The sequence below is a fragment of the Streptomyces sp. S465 genome, assembly GCF_026898115.1.
GTDB lineage: Bacteria > Actinomycetota > Actinomycetes > Streptomycetales > Streptomycetaceae > Streptomyces > Streptomyces luomodiensis.
In genome coordinates, this window is sequence record NZ_CP114036.1 from 7841147 (window position 1) to 7860044 (window position 18898).

Annotated in this window: 16 protein-coding genes and 1 pseudogene; 11 read left to right on the plus strand and 6 right to left on the minus strand. The window is 70.0% G+C overall.

Annotated features, from left to right (window positions below; translation table 11 throughout):
• Window positions 1-37 precede the first annotated feature (37 nt).
• Window positions 38-772: a GntR family transcriptional regulator gene (locus tag N6H00_RS33320; protein ID WP_268975548.1), complete on the minus strand. Its 735-nt coding sequence runs from the start codon at window positions 770-772 to the stop codon at window positions 38-40.
• Between the two features lie 45 nt (window positions 773-817).
• Window positions 818-2146 (minus strand): MFS transporter, encoded by a 1329-nt coding sequence (locus N6H00_RS33325; RefSeq protein WP_268975549.1) that lies wholly within the window; start codon window positions 2144-2146, stop codon window positions 818-820.
• 172 nt (window positions 2147-2318) lie between these two features.
• On the opposite strand from N6H00_RS33325, the gene N6H00_RS33330 reads away from it, so the two are divergent.
• Window positions 2319-3188, plus strand: a complete 870-nt coding sequence (locus N6H00_RS33330) for a fumarate hydratase (protein ID WP_268975550.1) — start codon at window positions 2319-2321, stop codon at window positions 3186-3188.
• 5 nt (window positions 3189-3193) lie between these two features.
• The gene (locus N6H00_RS33335; protein ID WP_268975551.1) at window positions 3194-3811 is read left to right on the plus strand and encodes a fumarate hydratase C-terminal domain-containing protein; all 618 of its coding nucleotides are present in this window, start codon (window positions 3194-3196) and stop codon (window positions 3809-3811) included.
• Between the two features lie 108 nt (window positions 3812-3919).
• Here N6H00_RS33335 and N6H00_RS33340 read toward each other — a convergent pair whose 3' ends face one another.
• On the minus strand, window positions 3920-4669 hold the full coding sequence (locus tag N6H00_RS33340; RefSeq protein WP_268975552.1) for a GntR family transcriptional regulator: 750 nt from the start codon (window positions 4667-4669) through the stop codon (window positions 3920-3922).
• A gap of 109 nt (window positions 4670-4778) precedes the next feature.
• On the opposite strand from N6H00_RS33340, the gene N6H00_RS33345 reads away from it, so the two are divergent.
• The 3 genes from N6H00_RS33345 (at window position 4779) to N6H00_RS33355 (ending at window position 7345) form a co-directional block, all read left to right on the plus strand.
• The gene (locus tag N6H00_RS33345; protein ID WP_268975553.1) at window positions 4779-5594 is read left to right on the plus strand and encodes an enoyl-CoA hydratase-related protein; all 816 of its coding nucleotides are present in this window, start codon (window positions 4779-4781) and stop codon (window positions 5592-5594) included.
• 162 nt (window positions 5595-5756) lie between these two features.
• Window positions 5757-6491 (plus strand): enoyl-CoA hydratase/isomerase family protein, encoded by a 735-nt coding sequence (locus N6H00_RS33350; RefSeq protein ID WP_268975555.1) that lies wholly within the window; start codon window positions 5757-5759, stop codon window positions 6489-6491.
• Window positions 6488-7345: a 3-hydroxyacyl-CoA dehydrogenase family protein gene (locus N6H00_RS33355; protein ID WP_268975556.1), complete on the plus strand. Its 858-nt coding sequence runs from the start codon at window positions 6488-6490 to the stop codon at window positions 7343-7345. The genes N6H00_RS33350 and N6H00_RS33355 overlap by 4 nt, the downstream gene beginning before the upstream one ends.
• A gap of 39 nt (window positions 7346-7384) precedes the next feature.
• Here N6H00_RS33355 and N6H00_RS33360 read toward each other — a convergent pair whose 3' ends face one another.
• Window positions 7385-8389, minus strand: a complete 1005-nt coding sequence (locus N6H00_RS33360) for a LysR family transcriptional regulator (protein WP_443073117.1) — start codon at window positions 8387-8389, stop codon at window positions 7385-7387.
• A 111-nt stretch (window positions 8390-8500) separates the two neighbouring features.
• Here N6H00_RS33360 and N6H00_RS33365 point away from each other — a divergent pair, with 111 nt between their 5' ends.
• Window positions 8501-9670 carry a YeiH family protein gene (locus tag N6H00_RS33365; protein WP_268975557.1) on the plus strand — a complete coding sequence of 390 codons (1170 nt, stop codon included), beginning with the start codon at window positions 8501-8503 and terminating at the stop codon, window positions 9668-9670.
• Between the two features lie 89 nt (window positions 9671-9759).
• Here N6H00_RS33365 and N6H00_RS33370 read toward each other — a convergent pair whose 3' ends face one another.
• A complete protein-coding gene (locus tag N6H00_RS33370; RefSeq protein ID WP_268975558.1) occupies window positions 9760-10386 on the minus strand; it encodes a class I SAM-dependent methyltransferase in 627 nt (208 codons plus the stop codon).
• Between the two features lie 170 nt (window positions 10387-10556).
• Here N6H00_RS33370 and N6H00_RS33375 point away from each other — a divergent pair, with 170 nt between their 5' ends.
• The 3 genes and pseudogenes from N6H00_RS33375 to N6H00_RS33385 form a co-directional block, all read left to right on the plus strand.
• Window positions 10557-11444 carry a methyltransferase gene (locus N6H00_RS33375; protein ID WP_268975559.1) on the plus strand — a complete coding sequence of 296 codons (888 nt, stop codon included), beginning with the start codon at window positions 10557-10559 and terminating at the stop codon, window positions 11442-11444.
• 83 nt (window positions 11445-11527) lie between these two features.
• Entirely contained in the window at window positions 11528-12985 is a 1458-nt protein-coding gene (locus N6H00_RS33380; protein ID WP_268975560.1) for an NAD(P)-binding protein, read from the plus strand.
• 265 nt (window positions 12986-13250) lie between these two features.
• A pseudogene (locus tag N6H00_RS33385) lies at window positions 13251-13853 on the plus strand (NAD-dependent epimerase/dehydratase family protein); the annotation flags it as partial.
• Between the two features lie 228 nt (window positions 13854-14081).
• On the opposite strand, the gene N6H00_RS33390 reads toward N6H00_RS33385, so the two are convergent.
• Window positions 14082-15104, minus strand: a complete 1023-nt coding sequence (locus tag N6H00_RS33390) for a helix-turn-helix transcriptional regulator (RefSeq protein ID WP_268975561.1) — start codon at window positions 15102-15104, stop codon at window positions 14082-14084.
• A gap of 711 nt (window positions 15105-15815) precedes the next feature.
• On the opposite strand from N6H00_RS33390, the gene N6H00_RS33395 reads away from it, so the two are divergent.
• Both N6H00_RS33395 and arfA read left to right on the plus strand, forming a co-directional pair.
• On the plus strand, window positions 15816-17327 hold the full coding sequence (locus N6H00_RS33395; protein WP_268975562.1) for a pyridoxal phosphate-dependent decarboxylase family protein: 1512 nt from the start codon (window positions 15816-15818) through the stop codon (window positions 17325-17327).
• Window positions 17328-17330: 3 nt separating this feature from the next.
• The gene (gene arfA / locus N6H00_RS33400; protein WP_268975563.1) at window positions 17331-18863 is read left to right on the plus strand and encodes an arabinosylfuranosidase ArfA; all 1533 of its coding nucleotides are present in this window, start codon (window positions 17331-17333) and stop codon (window positions 18861-18863) included.
• Window positions 18864-18898 lie beyond the last annotated feature (35 nt).

The following is an 18898-nucleotide window of genomic DNA, read 5'->3' on the forward strand; positions in this document are numbered from 1 at the left end:
AAGGGTGTGCCCCTGTCGGTGGCAAGTCACCTCTGGGTCAGGCGTGGACGGAGATGTCCAGACGGACGACGTCACCGCGGTACATGCCGTCACCGACGAAGACCACGGACCCGTCCGCGTCGACCGCCGTGCGCTGGAGCCGGGCGATCGGCGAGTTCAGCGGGACGTCGAGTTCGCTGCTGAGCTCGACGTCGGCCATCACGATCGTGAGCGTCTGGTGCACGGTGGTCAGACGCAGGCCGGGCATGTCCTTGAGTATCCGCAGCGTGGTGTTCTCGGCGAGCTGTTCGTCCGTGATCCGTGCGGCCCACCGCTCCGCGATGTAGGCGTCGCCGAGGTAGTAGGGGCGCCCGTCGCGCGAGTGGCGCCGCCGCCAGTGCCGGTACGACGGCGCCAGTGTGCCGTCGGCGTGCTCGACGCGCGGCGGATGGGCGGTGACGTCACTCGCCAGCAACTCGACCTCGATACCGGGAGGGGAGAGCAGCAGGCCGTTCCAGTCGGTGGGGACCTCGCACCACAGGTCCTGCTGCGGCCGCCGCCTGACGAAGGTTCCCTTGGCGCGGTACCGCTCGATCAGCCCGGCCTCTTCGAGCAGTCCGAGTGCCTGCCGGATCGTGGCGGGTGCGACGCTCCACTCCTCCGCCAGCTCCACAACGGTGGGAATGCGCTCCCCGACGGCCCAGTGACCCGATTCGATACGCCGGCGGAAGATCGTGGCCAGCTGGTTGTACCGGGCAACGCCGGCGCTGGTGCCGTGGGGGTTGATCGCCATGCCGGCCATTGTCGCAAACCGGCCGCACGACGGGAGCACGAGCGGTCAGACCGTGCCCTCGGCGCGGGCCGGACGGATGAGCAGGAACATCACCAGCGCACCGGCTCCCAGGATCGCCCCGTAGAGCAGCTGGTTGTACGCCTGGGTGCCGGTCGTACTGCTCAGCCATCCGGTGATGGTGGGCGTGAGCAGGTTGCCGATGCCGGCGAAGGCGGTGATGGTGGCGATACCGCCCGCGGCCGCGGTGCCCCTGAGCAGAGCGGCCGGCATGCTCCAGAACGGCCCCATCGCCCCCATCGTTCCCACGGCTATCACCGTGAGGACCACGAGCGCGAGCCAGGTCGTGTCCGCGGCCAGCGGCAGCAGGAGCCAGCCGGCGGTTCCCACCATGGCGAAGACGCCGGCGTGCATGCGGCGCTCCTGGGTCCGGTCCGAATGACGGGCGTTGAGGTACTGGACGACCACCGCCACGACGAACGGCACCGCGCTCAGCAGCCCGATCTGCGCCACGCTGAGCGAGCCGGCGTCCTTGAGGATCGTGGGGAGCCACAGGAACAGACCGCTCGTGCTGGTCATGATGGAGAAGCCGAGCGCGGCCAGACCCCAGAACCGCCCGCTGCGCAGCGCGGCACCGTAGGAATGCGGAACCTTCTCCCCGGTGGGCCGGTCGCGCTCGACCTCGGCGGCGACGAGACGGCGTTCGTCCGCGGTGAGCCAGTGCGCGGATTCCGGACTGTCGCTGAGCACGAAGTACACCACCACGCCGAGCAGACAGGCGGGCAGCCCCTCCACCAGGAAGACCCACTGCCAGCCGTCCAGGCCCCAGAGTCCGTCCATCCCGTCCATGATCCCGCCGGACACGGGGCCGCCGACGATGCCCGAGATGGCCATCGCGGACAGGAATATCGCGCTGGTGCTGGCTCGCCGCTTGGAGGGGATCCAGTAGGAGAGGTACAGCAGGACGCCGGGGAAGAATCCCGCCTCGAAGACGCCGAGGAGGAATCGCACGGCGTAGAAGTGGCCGGGCGAGACCATGAACGCGGAGACCGCGGAGACGAGCCCCCACGGCACCATGATCCGCAGAAACGTCTTGCGGGCTCCGACCTTGTGCAGCATCAGATTGCTCGGCACCTCGAACAGGACGTAGCCCAGGTAGAACAGGGAGGCCCCGAGGCCGAACACCGCGTCGGAGAACCCGAGGTCCGTGGAGAACTCGAGTTTCGCGAACCCGATGTTGGACCGGTCGATGAACGCGACCACGTAGCACACCACGAGCAGCGGCAGGATGCGCCATTTGATCTTTCGATAGACCGCGTCGGCTCGCGGGTTCCCGACGTCTCCCGTCGGGGTCACCGGCGTCGTTTCCGTCGCCATCGGCTGGCTCCTCGTCGTTGAGTTTTCGCGACGGAGCGGCCCGCCGTCGCGATGCTGGCGAGGACGCTAGGCACCGACCAGGTAAAAGTCAATGACCTATCTTTTTGATTGTTGCGAACTTCCGCGCTACGTTCGACGGGTCGGCGTTGCCCATCACGGGAGGACCGTAACCTTGGCGATCAGCTATGACCTGCTGAAGAGCGTCACGTCGCAGATGTACGCGCGGTCGCTGCGAGCGGTACCCGCCGATGCGAAGAAAGCCCTGGCCGGCGCCCGGACCCGGGAGACGGACTCCGTCGCGCGCACCACGTTGGACCTGATGGTGGCCAACGCGACGGCGGCCGAGGAACGCGGGCACTTCCTGTGCAGCGACTCCGGGGTGCCGACCTATCAGATCCGGGTCGGGACACAGGCGAGGTTCGACGGCGACGTCAGACGAGCGATCCGGGACGGGTTCGCCGAACTCGTGGCCACCTCCGACCCGCCGCTGCTCAAGCACGTCACCAACCCGCTGACCAACGAGCGCGGTCATGCCGGCAAGGACATGCCCATCGTCACCTTCGACCTGGTCGACGGCGCCGACGACGTGGAGATCATCTGCTCGCCCAAGGCACTCGGCTCCGGACGGTGGGCCGCGCTGGAGATCTTCACGTTTCCCTCGATGGCCGAGATCGAGGAGTACATCATGAAGGTCGTCCTCACAGCGGGCTCCCAGGCCTGCCCGCCCGTGATCGTGGGCGTCGGGATCGGCGGCACCTTCGACTACGCCACCAAGCTGGCCAAGGAGTCGGTCGTACGGCCGATCGGTCAGAGCCATCCCGAGCCGGTCATCGCCGACATGGAGAAGCGGCTGCTCGACGCGGTGAACAAGACGGGGTTCGGCCCGATGGGCACCGGGGGTGCCACCACCGCCATGGCCGTGCACGTCGACTACGCGTCCGGGCACGGGTTCACGCCCGTCGCCGTGTGCTTCAACTGCTGGATCGACCGCCGGACGCGGGTGCGGATCAGCAACGACGGCACCGTCACCGAGGTGGAGTGAGGACCATGGCCGCGATACGCGAGATCGAACTGCCCGCCGACGAGGACCTGGTCCGCGATCTGCGCTCCGGCGACCTGGTCCGGCTGACCGGGGAGATCGTCATCTCCGCGGGTCTGCCGGCCTACCGGCGTCTGCTGAGTGAGCAGCGCCAGGGCATCGCACCGCCCCTGGACCTGCGGGGCCGAGCGTTGTTCCACGTGGGCAGCCTGGGGGAGGAGGCCGACGGCGAGTACCGGCTCCGCTACCTCAACCCCACCACGAGCACGCGCTTCGACGCCGAGATGCCGGAGCTCATCCGCGGACTGGGCATCCGCTTCGCCGGCGGCAAGGGCGGTCTCGGCGACGCGTCGGTGGCCGCCATGCGCGAGACGGGTTGCGTGTACCTCTCCTTCCTCGGCGGCGGCTGCACATTGCTGTCGGACGCCATCAGGCGTGTCACGGCGGTGCACTGGACCGAGCTGGTGGAGCACTACCGCCTCGTCCAGGTCGAGGTCGAAGCGCTGGGGCCGCTGACGGTCGGGATCGACGCGCACGGCGGGAGTATCTACCGGGACGTGCGGGAGAACGCTCGGGCCAGGCTGCCCGAGATCCTCGACGGACTCGCCGAAGCGAGGCAGAACTGACCAGACCGGCCCCAGGAACCGTCCCCAGAAACCGTCCTCAGAACTGGATACAGTTTCGTCTCGGGGTCGGCCGGGTCCGAGACCCGTCTCGCATCGTCCTGAGCGTCGTCAGTCGGCGGACTCGAGAACGAACCGCAGCGTCTCCCGGATCGTCTTCGGGTCGTGGGCTCCCGCCACGGACGCGATGACGGTCAGTGCCGTGCGGGCCAGGTGCTCGGCGACCAGCCGCGAGGTGCGCCGGCCGTCGCGTGCCTGTGCGGCGCGGAGGATCTCCTCGTGGCCGGCCCGCCCCATCGCGATCAGGGCCAGTCGGTAGCTGGGCTCGTTGTGGTAGATGCGCAGGTAGCGCACCGAGTGGTCCCACATCGACTCCACCTGCGTGCGCAACCGGTCCTCGGTGTGGGAGAAGAGCAGGAAGTGGAACCGGCGGTGATGCTCGGTGGCCCCTTCCTCGTCACCGTCCGACGCCGAGGCGTTCATGGCCGTCAACGCGCTCTCCAGCTCGGCGGTTTCCTCCGCCGTGAGCCGCGGCACCGACAGCAGCACCGCGAGCGGTTCGTTGACCAGCCGCATCGAGTAGAGGGCCTCCAGGTCAGGGAGGGACAGCGGGGAGACCCGGATCCTGCGGTTGAAGTCCAACTGCACCAGACCTTCGGTCTGCAGCCGCCGCAGCGCCTCGCGCAGCGGCGTCCGGCTGACCCGCAGGTCCGCGGCGAGTTGCACCTGGGAGATCCAGGTGCCGGGCCGCAGTTCACCCCGCAGGATCGCGTCGCGTACGTGCTCGTACGCGAGGGTCATGCTGTCGCCGGTCAGGTCAGAGGGCTGCCGGCCGGAGGGATGCGCGGGGGTGGTGGACACAGGCTTCACAGTAGCGGACACACCTTCCTCGGTGATGACCGTGAGCCGAGAGGAAAACTGTATCCAGTTCTCTTGGATTGAAAAGCTCATCTGTGTAGAGTCCGGCCACATGACATCACCTGTAGACACCTCAGCGACCGTGCACGGCGTCCGCTTGGAGATCCACGGTCAGGTGGCCGAAGTGGTACTCGACCGCGCTCCGGTCAACGCGGTCACCGTCGGGATGTACGAGACGCTCACCACCGTCTTCCGTGAACTGTCGGCCCGGACCGACGTGCACGCGGTCATCCTCCGGTCCGCCGTACGGATCTTCAGTGCCGGGGCCGACATCAAGCAGCCGGTGGAGGCGGTCAGCCCCTCCGAGAGCGCGGCCGAGTTCCGGCAGCGCATGGCGCGGACCGCTTACGAGGCCATCCTCGACTGCACGCTTCCCACGATCGCCGTGGTCAACGGAGCGGCGGTCGGCGCCGGGGCGGTCCTCGGCGCCTGCTGCGACATCCGCTACGCCGCGGATGACGCGCGGATCGGACTGCCAGAGATCAACGCCGGCCGTTGCGGCGGCGGCGCCCATCTGATGCGGCTGCTGCCCCAGGGGCAGGTCCGGCTCATGTACCTCACCGGCGACCCCGTGGACGCGGCCGAGGCGTACCGCATCGGCCTGGTCCAGCGCGTCGCCGCGCCCGACGCGGTTCTCACCGAGGCCCGCGAACTGGCCGCCCGGCTCGCCGCGAAGAGCCCGCTCGGACTCCGGCTGGCCAAGCAGGCCCTCAACGAGGCGGAGAACCTGCCCGTCCGGCCGGGGTACGCCGCCGAGCAGGTGTACACGCTGCGGCTGGGCGCCCACCCCGATGCCGCGGAGGCCGCGAAGGCCGTCCTGGAGAAGCGGGAGCCGGTCTGGTCCTGGCCCGGTGTCGGGGAGGACTGAGCCGAACGGGCCGAGCCGAACCCATGCCGCACGTCAGAAAGAGTCTTCCGTGAGTGAGCACCTCCGCACGACCAACGGTGCCAAGGGCGCGGCGGGCGTCCGCCGCGCCGTCCGCGCGCCGCGCGACACCGTCGTCCCCGGCCCGGAAACGGAGCGGGTCCCGTGAGCACCGTGACCATCGACGAGCGTGACGACCGGGTCGTCGTCACGCTGGACCGGCCCGACGCCCGCAACGCCGTCAACGCGGCGATGATCGGTGAGCTGCACGAGGTGTGCGCACAGCTGGAAGCGCGCCCGAAGCCCCTGCTGCTGACCGGTTCCGGCGGGGTCTTCGCCGCCGGTGCCGACATCGCCGAACTGGCCGAGCGCGGCCGGGAGGAAGCCCTGCAGGGCATCAACAGCCGCCTCTTCGACCGCCTGGCCCGGCTTCCGCAGCCCACCGTCGCCGCCGTCGACGGCTACGCACTGGGCGGGGGCGCGGAACTCGCCTTCGCCTGCGACATCCGTATCGCCTCGGAGACGGCCGTCTTCGGCAACCCCGAGCCGGGTCTCGGCATCATCGCCGCCGCCGGGGCGTGCTGGCGGCTGGCCGATCTCGTCGGCACGTCCGTCGCCAAACAGGTCCTGCTCGGCGGGATACGCCTGGACGCGGAGCGCGCCCACCGCCTGGGCCTGGTCGCCGACGTCGTGCCGGCCGCCGACCTGCACGCGCGGGCCCATGGGCTGCTGGACCGCATGACCCGCTCGTCCGCCGCCGCCCTGCGGCTCACCAAGCTCGTCGTCGACTCCCCGGGCGGACACCCGTTGGTGGACGACCTCGCTCAGGCGGTGCTGTTCGAGACAGCCGACAAACGTGACCGGATGGCCCGGTTCCTGACCAAGGAGACGACTCGATGACAGCGGCACCCCAGCGGATCGGAGTGATCGGCGGCGGCCGGATGGGCGGGGGGATCGCGCAGGTCTTCGCCGCCGCGGGCGCGCACGTGACCGTGGTCGAGAGCTCGCCACAAGCCGCCGACGCCGCCCGCGCACGCATCGCGGACAGTCTCGAGCGGGCGCTCCGGCGGGGGAAATCGGACGTCGATCCCGCCGACGTACTGGGCAGGCTCGACCTGGTGCCCGGTGTGTCCGGGCTGCCCGCGGAGGCGGATCTGGTGGTGGAAGCGGTACCGGAGATCCCCGCTCTGAAGGCCGAGGTGCTCACCGCCGCCGAGCAGGCGGTCTCCCCGCGGACCGTCCTCGCCACCAACACCAGTTCGCTGTCGGTGACCGAACTCTCGGCCGTCCTCGAGCACCCCGGACGCTTCCTGGGCATGCACTTCTTCAATCCCGTCCCCGCCTCGAAGCTGGTCGAGGTGGTCACCTCACCGGCCACCTCGGACGCCGTCCGGGACCAGGTGCTCGGGTACGTCGGAGCGCTGGGCAAGAAGGACGTGCTCGTACGCGACTCGCCCGGGTTCGCCACCAGCCGCCTGGGTGTACTGCTCGGGCTGGAGGCGATCCGCATGCTGGAGGAGGGTGTCGCCGACGCCGACGCCATCGACACCGCCATGGAACTGGGTTACGGCCACCCCATGGGCCCGCTGCGCTCCACCGACCTCGTCGGCCTCGACGTACGCCTCGCCATCGCCGAGCATCTGCACCGCACCCTCGGTGACCGCTTCGCCCCGCCGCGACTGCTGCGCGACAAGGTCACCGCGGGGCACCTGGGCCGCAAGACCGGACACGGCTTCCACGCCTGGCCTCAGTGACCGGCTGATCGAACCGGCTGAGAGGGAGCGTGACAAGGGTCATCGTGCACCGTCGTCCCTCTCCGGCGTGCGGCGTGCGCGCTGGTGGCGGCTGCCTTCCCCGGCCACCGCCACCAGCTCCGCCGCCGGCCCCACCAGCCGCCGCCCCACCGGCCAGACCGCCCGCAGCGCACGCGTGAGGTCCACCCCCGCCACCTCGATCCCGACCAGGCGCCCCTCGGTGATGTCCCCGCGCACGGCCAGCTCGCTCAGCACCGCGGGCCCGGTACCGGCGATCACCGCCCCGCGGACGGCGGCCGTCGAGCCCAGCTCCAGCAGTGCGCGGGCGCGGCCGTGCCCGGCCAGGTGCAGCGCGCGGTCCAGTGTCTGGCGGGTGCCGGAACCGCGCTCGCGCAGCACCAGTGGCGTGCTGGACAGCTCCCGCGCGGACAGCGACTGACGGCGGCGGGCCCAGCGGTGGCCGGGGTCGACCACGACGACCAGCCGGTCCTCGGCGACCTGCCGCGTCGACATCACATGTGCCAGGTGCGGTCCCTCGACGAAGCCGACGTCGGCGTCGCCCGACTCGATCAGGGCGGGGACATGCTCGCTGTTGGTGACCTGGAGCCCTATGTACAGCTCGGGCCGGCGGCTCCGCAGTTCGCTGATCCAGACGGGCAGCAGGTACTCGGCGATGGTCAGGCTCGCCGCCACCCGCAGTTCGGCCTCCCGCCGGTTGCGCAGCGCGTCGGACCTGGTGAGCAGGGCGTCCACCTCGTCCAGAACGCGCCGGGCGTGGCCCGCGACGATCTGGCCCGAGGCGGTGAGCCGCGAGCCTCGGCGGGTGCGGTCGACCAGAACCAGCCCGAGCGCCCGTTCCAGGGTGGACAGGCGGCGGCTGGCCGACGGCTGCGCGATCCGGAGCCGTTCGGCGGCCCGGCCGAGGCTGCCCAGCTCGGCGACGAGGACGAGCAGCCGCAGCGACTCCAGGTCGGGAGTGCGGGCGGGCGCCGGGGCGGCGCCGGGCGTGCGAGCGGCGGGAGGTTCCGCGGGAGCGGGTGTCACCGCGCCAGGGTGTCACAGCGCCAGCGTATGAGCATCTCATAGCGTCGCGCTATGACCTGCTGCCCGATCGGGGGCTACAGCGGGGCCGCGCCGCGGCGAAGAGTGTGGACCATGCCCGATGACAGTGCTCCTCCCGCCCACGGCTCCCCGGCGCAGGCCCCGTCCGGCTCCGCGACCGCCGCGAAGGATCCGGCGGCGCCCGCCTCCGGGCCGTCCCGGAAGCCCGCCCCCGCTCGCGGCGTGCGCGGCGCCGTCCTCGCCCGCCTCCCTGGCCTCGCCCTCGCCGTCTCCATCGCGGCCGTGGCCACCGGGCTGGGCCGGCTGGTGCCGGTGGTCGGCGGGCCGGTGACCGGGATCGTGCTGGGCGTGCTCGTGGCGGTGGCGGTACGGCCGGGCGCCGTGCTGCGGCCGGGTATCGCGTTCGCCGGACGAGGTGTGCTCCAGGCCGCGGTCGTGGTGTTGGGCGCACAGCTGTCGCTGGGGCGGATCCTGACAGTGGGGCTGGGGTCGTTGCCGGTGATGCTCGTGACCCTCGCGGCCTGCCTGGCCGCCGCGTCCTGGCTGGGGCGGCGCCTGGGCATCGTCCGCGACCTGCGCACCCTGATCGGGGCCGGCACCGGGATCTGCGGCGCTTCGGCGATCGCGGCGGTCACGCCGGTCATCGGCGCCGCCGAGGCGGAGGTGGCCTACGCGGTCTCCACCATCTTCGTCTTCAACGTCGCCGCCGTCCTGGTCTTCCCGGCGCTCGGCCATCTGCTGCACATGAGCCAGCACGCCTACGGGCTCTTCGCCGGTACCGCGGTGAACGACATGTCCTCCGTGGTCGCCGCCGCCACCACCTACGGCGGACCCGCGGCGAACCACGCGGTCGTCGTGAAGCTGGCCCGCACCCTGCTCATCATCCCCGTCTGCCTGGGCCTGGCCGCGCTGGCCCGCCGCCGCGCGGCGGCCGCCGCGGGCTCGGCCGGGGCGGGCTCGGCCGGGGCGGGCCGGTCCGAGGCCCGGCGGGTCCGCGTCGGCCGTCTGATCCCCTGGTTCCTGGCCGGCTTCATCGCCCTGGCCGCGATCAACACCGCGGGACTCGTCCCGCACGCGGCCCACCGGCCGCTCAGCACGCTCGCCGGCTTCCTCATCACCGTCGCCCTGTCCGCGATCGGCCTGTCCACCGAACCGGCCACGCTGCGGCGCACCGGTCCCGCGCCGCTGCTGCTGGGCGGCCTGCTGTGGGGGGTGGTGTCCGTGACCAGCCTGGCGACGCAGTACCTGCTCGGACACCTGTGAGCGGCGTCAGGGGCCGGCGTACAGCTCGTCGGTGGTGTCCGGAAGCCGGCCGCGTGGCGTGAGCCGCACCGCCCCGTCCGGACCGTAGATCACTCGGGTCGGTCGTCCCGCGCGGTGGTGCAGCACAGGATGCGGAAGCCCTTCTGCGAGGCGTACCGCTCGGTCGGCCATCCCTGCTCGCTGAGCCAGCGCTGGAGCGAGTCGGCGCCCAGGTGCTTCTGCACCACGAGGTACGCCTTGCCGCCCGGTACGAGCCGATCCAGCCAGTGGCGCAACATGGCGTGGAGCTGCGGCTTGCCGATACGGATGGCCGGGTTGGAGACGATGAAGTCGAAGCGCACGTCGTCGGGTACGTGTTCCGGGCGGGCGCAGCGTACCCCGCGCATGCCGAGCCGCTCGGTGTTCCGGCGGCAGAGCTCCAGCGCGTGGTCGTTGACGTCGATGGCCCACAGCGTCGACTCGGGCGAGGCTCCCGCAACGGCGACGGTGAGCGGGCCGTAGCCGCATCCGATGTCGAGGAACGTGCCCCGCGCGGGCGGCTGCGGCAGCGCGCGGAGCAGGACGGACGTGCCGGGATCGACGCGTGAGGCGGAGAAGACGCCGGGCGCGGTGAGGAGTTGCACCTCCTCCACGGGCCCGTACGGCAGACGCAGCGGCACCGACGACGTCTTCGCGCCGATGCCCTGGTCACCAGGAGTTGTGAAGTAATGAGCCATGCACCGATCATGGCACGCAACGCAGTTGACGCCGGGTAAGCGGACCAACGCACTAGAATGCGCTGGTCATGCGAACGCAACAGCAACACACCGCACATTCCCCGACATCCCTGTCCCGGTGGTCGATTGGCGATCCGTCGGATGCCGCCGTCTCGGCCGGCGAGGGTGTCGTGGCCCTGACCGCTGACGGCCTGTCGGAGGGGACACGCCGTGGTGGTGCCGTCGTGCTCGGACTGCACGAGGCCATGGTCCGTGACGATCTGCCGCGCGCGCCCCTCGTCGACGTCCATCTGCCGACCTACCGCGGCAAGGCGCTCGTCACCGTGCTGAGTTGGCTGGTGGCGCGGCATCTGGTCACCGAAGGCGGCACGGCCGCGTGGTTCTTGACGAAGCAGCAGGGCGCGGGCTCGTTACCTGCGTTGCTGACGGACCTCGGCTGGCGGGACGTCAGCCGCTCCCGTGCGGGCAAGCTGTACCGGATCGCGGGCCGTCCGCCCACGGAGGTCACGCCGCCCCAGCCGCGCACCTTCACCGCACGGATGGACGGCCACGCGCTCACGTTCGCCGCCGACTACGGCGTCTTCTCGCCAGGCCATATCGACGAGGGCACGGCTCATCTGCTCGACGTGGCACTGCGGCAGCCCCACGTGTCCACCGTCGCCGATGTCGGTGTCGGCTACGGTCCACTCGCCCTGGGCCTGGTGCGTGCCGGAGTGGCCGAGCGGGCCGTGGCCACCGATGTGGACAGCGTGGCACTGTGGTTGGCCGGCCGTAACGCCGAGGCCAACGGCGTGCCGCTCAAGGTGGTCTGTAGCACCGACCCGATGGAGATCGAGGACACTCCGCTGACGGTGTGCAACGTGCCCACGCATATCGACCTGGCCAGGACCACCGCTCTCATGCGCGGGCTGGCACATCGCGCGGCCGAGGGCCGGCGGCTGCTCGCCGTCGTCCACGCCAGCCTCGAGGAGCGGTATGTGCGACACCTGGCCGACGTGGGTCTGACAGCGCGGCGCCACCCCGGTAAGAGCCATGTGGTACTGGAGGCCGGTGGCTGATCGGCGGTGTTTCCGGTGGGGCCCGCGCGGCCCTCCGGGGTAGGTGTGCTCCACCCACGGAGCGGGGTATGTAGCGTCTCATGATGCTCGAACAAGCGTCACCCCAAGGGACGGTTGTTGTCGGCGGCGGAATGGCGGGGCTCGCGGTGGCCCGCGCCATGTGCGAAGAGGGAGCGGAGCCTCCGCTGGTCCTGGAGGCGGGGCCGGACATCGGCACGCGGCATTACCGGTCCCGTTACGACGGCGTCCGCGCCGACGAGATGTGGCTTCATCCCGTCACCGACCCTCATTTCTGGCGGCCTTACGTGTCCGCCAACGACAATTGGACGGACATCGCCGGGCTGCGCCGCTGCGTCGGCGGCCGCTCGCTGTACTGGCACGGTGTGGTGCTGCCACTTGAGGAAGCGGTGCTCAACGACACCGCGGCATGGCCCCGGGAGATCGCCGAGGACCTGACCCGGTCCTGGCGCGGCGGCCCCTCCCTGTACGACCGCGAGAGGCGGCGGCTGGAGGAGTGGACCGGACGTTCGCTCACCCTCGAGCCCACCGAGCACACCGATCTCGGCCTGGACGGACTGGCGTTCTGCTCGCTGCCCAAGGCCGTGCGACCGGACGGGGACGACGGCCGCTGGGAGGCGTACTCACCACTGCACGACGGCGCACCCGATGTCGTCGCCGATGCCGAGGTCCTGGGCGTGCTGGTGACGGACGGCAGGGTCCGCGGCGTCCGCCTGCGGCATCCGGACGGCGCCGTGGCGGACGTGCGGGCCGACCGTGTCGTGCTCTGCGCCAGCACCTTCGAGAACTCCCGGCTCGCCCTCCAGGCGCTGTACGACACCGGTGCGCGCGATGTGCCCGTCCTGACCGGCTTGGTCGACAAAGTGGCCCAGGGAGTGGTGGTGCCCGTCGCGGTCGACCGGCTGCCCGATCCGTGGCGGCGGCTGGCGTCCAGCGGCGAGAACCTGCTGGCTCCCTGCCCGCCGGGTCCGGGCGGCGCGGTGGGCAATCTCTTCCTGCACACGTCGACGACGCCCGACGGATTGGCACTCCTGGAGTTCTATGTGCTGGGCGAGCAGCACCGGGGCGAGCACGGCAGGCTCATCTGCGATCCGGCCGGGCCGTGGCCATGGCCCGTCGTCGTCGACGGCCGCCACGACGCCGTCGACGACGCCATCATCGAGGCGCAGCGGCAGCTGCTGACCACCGTGTGGGAGACCGTGCGCGGCCGCCTGGGACTGGATCCGGCCACCCTCCACTTCACCGATCCGCTCGGTGCCGAGCCGCTCGCCACCACCTTCAAGCGGACCGCCGGCATCACCTCGCCCAGACCACCGCACACCTATGCCTTCCGGCTGGGAAGCGAGCTGCACGAGGCGGGCACCCTGCCGTACGGACCGATGCTCACCACCGACGGCGAACTGCGTGGTGTCCGCGGGCTGTACGTCAGCGGACCGGCCACCTTCCCCCGGACCGGCGCGGCCAATCCGGTCCTGACGATCCTCGCCCTGGCCAGGCGCCTCGGGGCCCATCTGGCGAAGTAGCCCTGACCGCGCTGCCACCCGCCCCGGGGCCATCCGCCCCGGGGCTCGCTCGACCCGGTTTCCTCAGCCATATGCCCCAGACGTTGCCGACCGCCGGTTCATGTCCGCGGCGATCGTGATCTAGGGGAATTCCTCATACCCGGTGGAGGCTCTTGCCTTCGATCTGACGTACCGTCATGATCGGTGCACCGAATTCTCGTTCTCGCAGACGCGATCGTGGCCACACCTCCCGAGACCGCCCCTCGGCTGAGTGGAGACAGCGGAAATGCGGAAAAGGCCAGTGGTAACCGGTGGAGCCGGGTTCTTGGGCTCCCATCTGTGTGACCGTCTCATCGCCGACGGCCACACCATCGAACTGATCGCCGCCGATGTCTCCAAAGGGCTGGCCGTCGACGGCCCGGTCGATGCCGTGTTGCACTTCGCGTCGCCGGCATCACCGGTCGACTATCAGAGGTCGATCGGGACGTTCAACGCCTTGGAGCTGGCGAAGGAGAAGGGGGCCGGGTTTCTCATGGCCTCCGCCTCGGAGGTCTATGGCACCGCCCAGGTCCATCCGCAGTCGGAAAGCTACTGGGGGAGTGTGAACCCGGTGGGGCCGCGGTCCTGTTACGACGAGGCCAAGCGGTTCTCGGAAGCGGCGGCGACCGCGTATCGCGGGCGTTTCGGGGTGGACACCGGTATTGTCCGCATCTTCAACACCTTCGGGCCGCGGATGAGGATCGACGACGGCCGCGCCATCCCTCCTTTCATCAGCCAAGCACTGCGCGGTGAGAATCTCACCCTGGCCGGGGACGGCAGCCAGACCCGGTCCATCTGCTTCGTGGACGACCTCGTGGACGGGATCGCCCGGCTGCTCCACAGCGGGCTGCCGAGCGCGTCCTGGGATGGAAGCCCGGCACTCCCATCGAGGACGCGCTCAACCGCACGATCGCCTGGTACCGGACTCGGCACTCGGGGCGGCGACGTGCTCGTCGGTGACCGTCGAGGCCCGCCGCCGCGAGGTGTGGCCCAAGGAGGGACCGGCGGGCACCGGTCCAGCCGGAGGAGCGTCAGGGCGGCCGTGCTCGTGGATCGCGCCCAGGCGCTCCGTCCGGTGTCACCTGACGTCTCCCGTACGGTCGTCGGAGCTGGTGATCAGGAATTCCCAACCCCGTTTGCGCAGCAGGTAACCCGCCTGGAAACGGCTCTCCGATCCCAGGCGCTCCATGACTTTCGCGATGTGTCTGCGGCATGTGCGCACCGAGATGTCCAACCGCCGGGCGATCTCCTCGTCGCGTATGCCCTGGACCAGCAGTCGGACGATGTCCTGTTGCACGCTGTCGGCCAGCTCGCGGGCCTCGTGCTGTCTCCCCGCCTCACCCGCGAAGTCCAGGCCCTGCTCCCAGGACCGGTCGAACGCGCGGGCCAGGAAGTCGACCACGGAGGTCTCCCGGACGACGACGCTGCCCTGGGCACCGTCGTCGATGAGCACCGCCACCTGCCGGTCGAACACGACGATCCGGTCGTGCAGCTCGCCGACGGTGCGCACCTCGGCGGCCGCTCGGCGTGCCGCCGAGGTATGGGCTCGGGTGGTGGCGTCGAGCCGTGCCGGATGCTGGTACAGCACCCGGACCCGCACCCCGTCGTGCACCCCGTCACGCGGTCTGGTCTCACCCCATAATGCCTGCCGGAGAGCTCTGGGCACGGGATCCTTGCCGGGGTTGGCCACCAGCACCTCGCGTGTACACGACGCGGCGAGGTCGCTCAGCGCGTCGTCCACGTCGTCGGCACAGGAGAGCGGTTCGGTCGCGCTCTGGTCGCCCGCGACGAGGTAGATGGACATCAGCCGGTCGAACTCGTCACGCGTCCGGCTGACCTCCAGCCGGTACCGGGTGATGGCGTTCTCCAAAGGGAGCATCGCCTCGGCGAGCGCCGCGTCGGGCCGGGCGGCGACGATCGCGCTCCGGTCGGGCAGCTCCCGCAGCAGTCGCCAGTCCACCAGCGTCTCCACGGCGTCCCGCAGCTCGCTGGGGCTTAAACCGAGGGCGGTGGCCATGGCCGGGTAGTCGACTTGCCTGTTCTCCAGGACCCAGTCGTAAACCTGGTAGGCGTGTTCCTCCAGCCGCGGTGGCAGCAACATCGTCGTGTCGGCTTTCGGTGGCCGATGGGCGCGATGGGAATCGGTCACCCTTCCCCGACCATTTCCGTTGTCCACGAATTCCCTTTCCATGCGTTGGCTACTCCCTGCTTCGCACGAGCCCGTCATTCGTAAACCTGCTTTCGTCAACCTGCCGGTGCCGTGAAATGACGACATCGTCGAGCGGACGGTCGGGTGTTGTGGGATGAGGGAGGTGGTGCGACGTGCGGGCGAAGAGCGGGTGGCGGGCCATCCGTCGCCGTGGTGCCGGGAGCCGCGTGCCGCCGACTCACCAGGCGCCTGGTGTTTCCCCAGATGCTGACGTCCGTACAAGCCGATGCCAGGCGCGTCCACGCTGGGCAGCGTAGCCGCCGGAACAGGACAGGAACAGGGCGCGGGACGGCAGTTGAGGCACATGCACCCGGCAACACAGGTGGGTGCCACGTCGGGGTGGCGGGCGTCGGCGTCGTCAACGGTGTGCTGAGCGGCTGTGGACACGGTGACTATGCCGGGCCGGTGACAGTAGTCGGCTGGAGGGATGCCACGGCCGTGGAGCCGGAAGCATGATCGTCACGTGTCCGGGGCGAAGTCCGCTCGTGCTCTTCGCCGGTCCCAGAAGTCAGGAGTCGTGATGCTGTCTCGGTGTCGAAGAGACTCGACGCGTCGGGTGACGGGAAACCCGGTGTCCGGACGCGGCACGCGGGAATGCGCCTCATGAGCGGTGATCTCGGTCCCGCACTGCCCGAGGACCAATTTCGCCGACTGGCTCACGAAACGGCCGACATCGTGGCCGACTATCTGGCCGGTATCCGCCAGGACCCGGTCGTTCGCGTCATGCCGGACACGGTGCGACGGCGACTGAAGGAACAAGAACTCGGCGATGATTCCGTTTCCGCCGCGCAATTGGTACAGGAAATCAGCGAATTCGTCCTGCCGTATCCGATGGGCAACGGACATCCGCGGTTCTTCGGCTGGATAAACTCGGCCCCGGCGCCGGTCGGCATCCTCGCGGAAATGCTGGTGGCCGCGCAGAACCCGAGTGCCGATGTGGGTGACATCGCGGCGCTGCACGTGGAAACCGCTGTGCTCGAGTGGTTCAAGGATCTGATGGGATTGCCCTCGGCGGCGGCGGGAATTCTGGTCAGCGGCGGAACGATGGCGACCCTGACCGGCCTGGCCGCCGCCCGCCAGTGGGTCGCCGAGAGCGATGGCTGGGACGTCCGCCGAGACGGGGTACGGCCACCCGACGGACGGCGGTTGCTCGTCTACGTCTCCGAGGAGACGCACAGCTCCGTGCGCAAGGCCGTCGAACTGCTGGGTCTGGGGTCTTCGGCGCTGAGAACCGTCGAGGTCGACGATGGCTATCGGATGGATCCGGGCGCTCTCGCGCGGCGGATCGAGCGGGATGTCGAGCTGGGCGAGCGGCCCTTCTGTGTCGTCGCCACCGCGGGCACGGTCAACTCGGGCGCGATCGATCCCCTGGCACGCATCGCGGACATCTGCGACCGGCACGGTCTGTGGCTGCACATCGACGGCGCGTACGGCGCGATCGCCCGTACCCATCCCCGGGTGGCGCCGGAGTTGCAGGGGATCGCCCGAGCCGATTCCCTGAGCATCGATCCGCACAAGTGGCTCTCGGTGCCGGTGGAGTGCGGATGCGCGCTGGTCAGGGACGGAGAGCTGCTGCGCCGGACGTTCGCCTACGTCCCGCCGTATCTGCACACCGAAGAGGGAGTGGGCATCGGCGGACCCGATTTCGCCCAGTACGGATTCCAGCAGACCCGGGGATTCCGCGCGCTGAAGCTGTGGGCGGTGCTGCGCCACATGGGCCTGCGGGGACTGCGGGAGATGATCGGGCGGCACCTGGCTCTCGCACGGGAACTGGCGGCACTGATCGACGACGCGCCGGACCTGCACATGGCGGCGCCGGTCACGCTGTCGGTCGTGGCGTTCCGCTATGTCCCGGCCGGCGCCACCGACGATCCCGAGGCGCTGAACAGGCTCAACCGCGCGATCGAGGCCGAGGTGCAGAACGATGGCCGGGTCTTCCTCACCACCACCCGGCTGCGCGGGCGGCTGGTCCTGCGCGCCTGCGTACTGCACTACGACACGCGTTCGGAGGATCTCGTCGAACTCGTGCACGTGGTCCGGGAGGTCGGCGCCGCCCTGGCCGCGAAAGGTGCGTCCGATCCGTCCTGGCCATCCATGGAAGCGGAGGGAACTTAAGCCATGAGCAACTGCGACGTCACTCTCGAACCCAGCTTCACGATCGCACCGGTGCCGCCCCGGATGTTCGGCGCCCTGGTGGAGCACATGGGCCGCTGTGTGTACGGCGGCGTCTACGAGCCCGGCCACCCCAAGGCCGACGCCGCCGGCCTGCGCCAGGACGTCCTCCAACTGACCCGCGAACTGGGCGTCACCATGGCCCGCTATCCCGGTGGGAACTTCGTCTCCAGTCTCGACTGGGAGGACACCGTCGGTCCCGTCGAGGAACGCCCGACCCGCCTCGAACTGGCATGGCGGGAGATCGAACCCAACACCTTCGGCCTCAACGAGTTCATGTCGTGGACGCGGCTGGCCGACGCCGAACCGATGATGGTGGTGAACTTCGGCACCCGCGGTCTCGCCGACGCGTGCAACCTGCTCGAATACACCAACTTCCCCAGTGGTACGAAGTACTCGGACCTGCGCATCTCACACGGTGTCCGGGACCCGTACGGCATCAAGTTGTGGTGCATCGGCAATGAGCAGGACGGCCCGTGGCAGATCGGGCAGAAGTCGGCCGTGGAGTACGGTCTCGCCGCGGCCGAGACGGCCAAGGCGATGAAGCGGATCGACCCGACCATCGAGGTGGTCTCCTGCGCCAGCTCCTGGCGCTTCCTGCCGACCATGAACAGCTGGCAGGCCACCGTACTCGAGCACGCCTATGAGTACGTGGACTACGTATCCCTGCACGGCTACTTCGAGCCCATCGAAGGCGACCGCGCCGGATACCTCGCCTCCGGCCTGGTCATCGAGGAGCTGATCGACGCGGCGGTGGCCACCTCGGACTACGTCGGCGCGAAGCAGCGGTCGAAGAAGAAGCTCCAGGTGGCCTTCGACGAGTGGAACATCTGGTACGAGAGCCGGTTCAGCATCGACGACCGGTACGCCGACCAGAGCCTGACCTGGGAGTTCGCGCCGCGGCTGATCGAGGACACCTATACGGCCGAGGACGCGGTGGCGGTCGCGGGCATCTTGATGAGCCTGCTCAGGCACAGCGATCGGGTGACGGTCGCCTGCCTGTCGGAGCTGGTCAATGTGATCGCCCCGATTCGTGCCGAGCCCGGCAGCGAAGCCTGGCGCCAGACCACCTTCTATCCCTTCGCGCTGATGGCGCGGTACGCCCGCGGCGACGTCCTGCGGATCGAGCCGCGGGTGGAGAAGCTGCACTCGGCCACGTACGGCGGTGTGCCGGCGGTCGACGTGCTGGCCACTCACGATCCGGAGTCCGGTGCCGTCGCCGTCTTCGCGGTGAACCGCCACAGCGAGCCGATGACACTCCAGGTCGCGATGCGGGCCCTGCCGGAGATGTCGGTCGTCGAGCATGTGGTGATGGGCGGTACCCGGCTCGACGTCACCAACACGGAGGCGCACCCGGAGCAGGTCGTGCCGGAGCCCAGCAAGGAGCACGAGATCGCTGATCACAAGCTCCTCGCGCAGCTGCCGCCGACCTCCTGGACCATGCTCCGGCTCGACCCCACGGCCGCACTGCGCGACTAGCGGACGTCCCCGAGGCGAAGCGTGATGAGATGAGT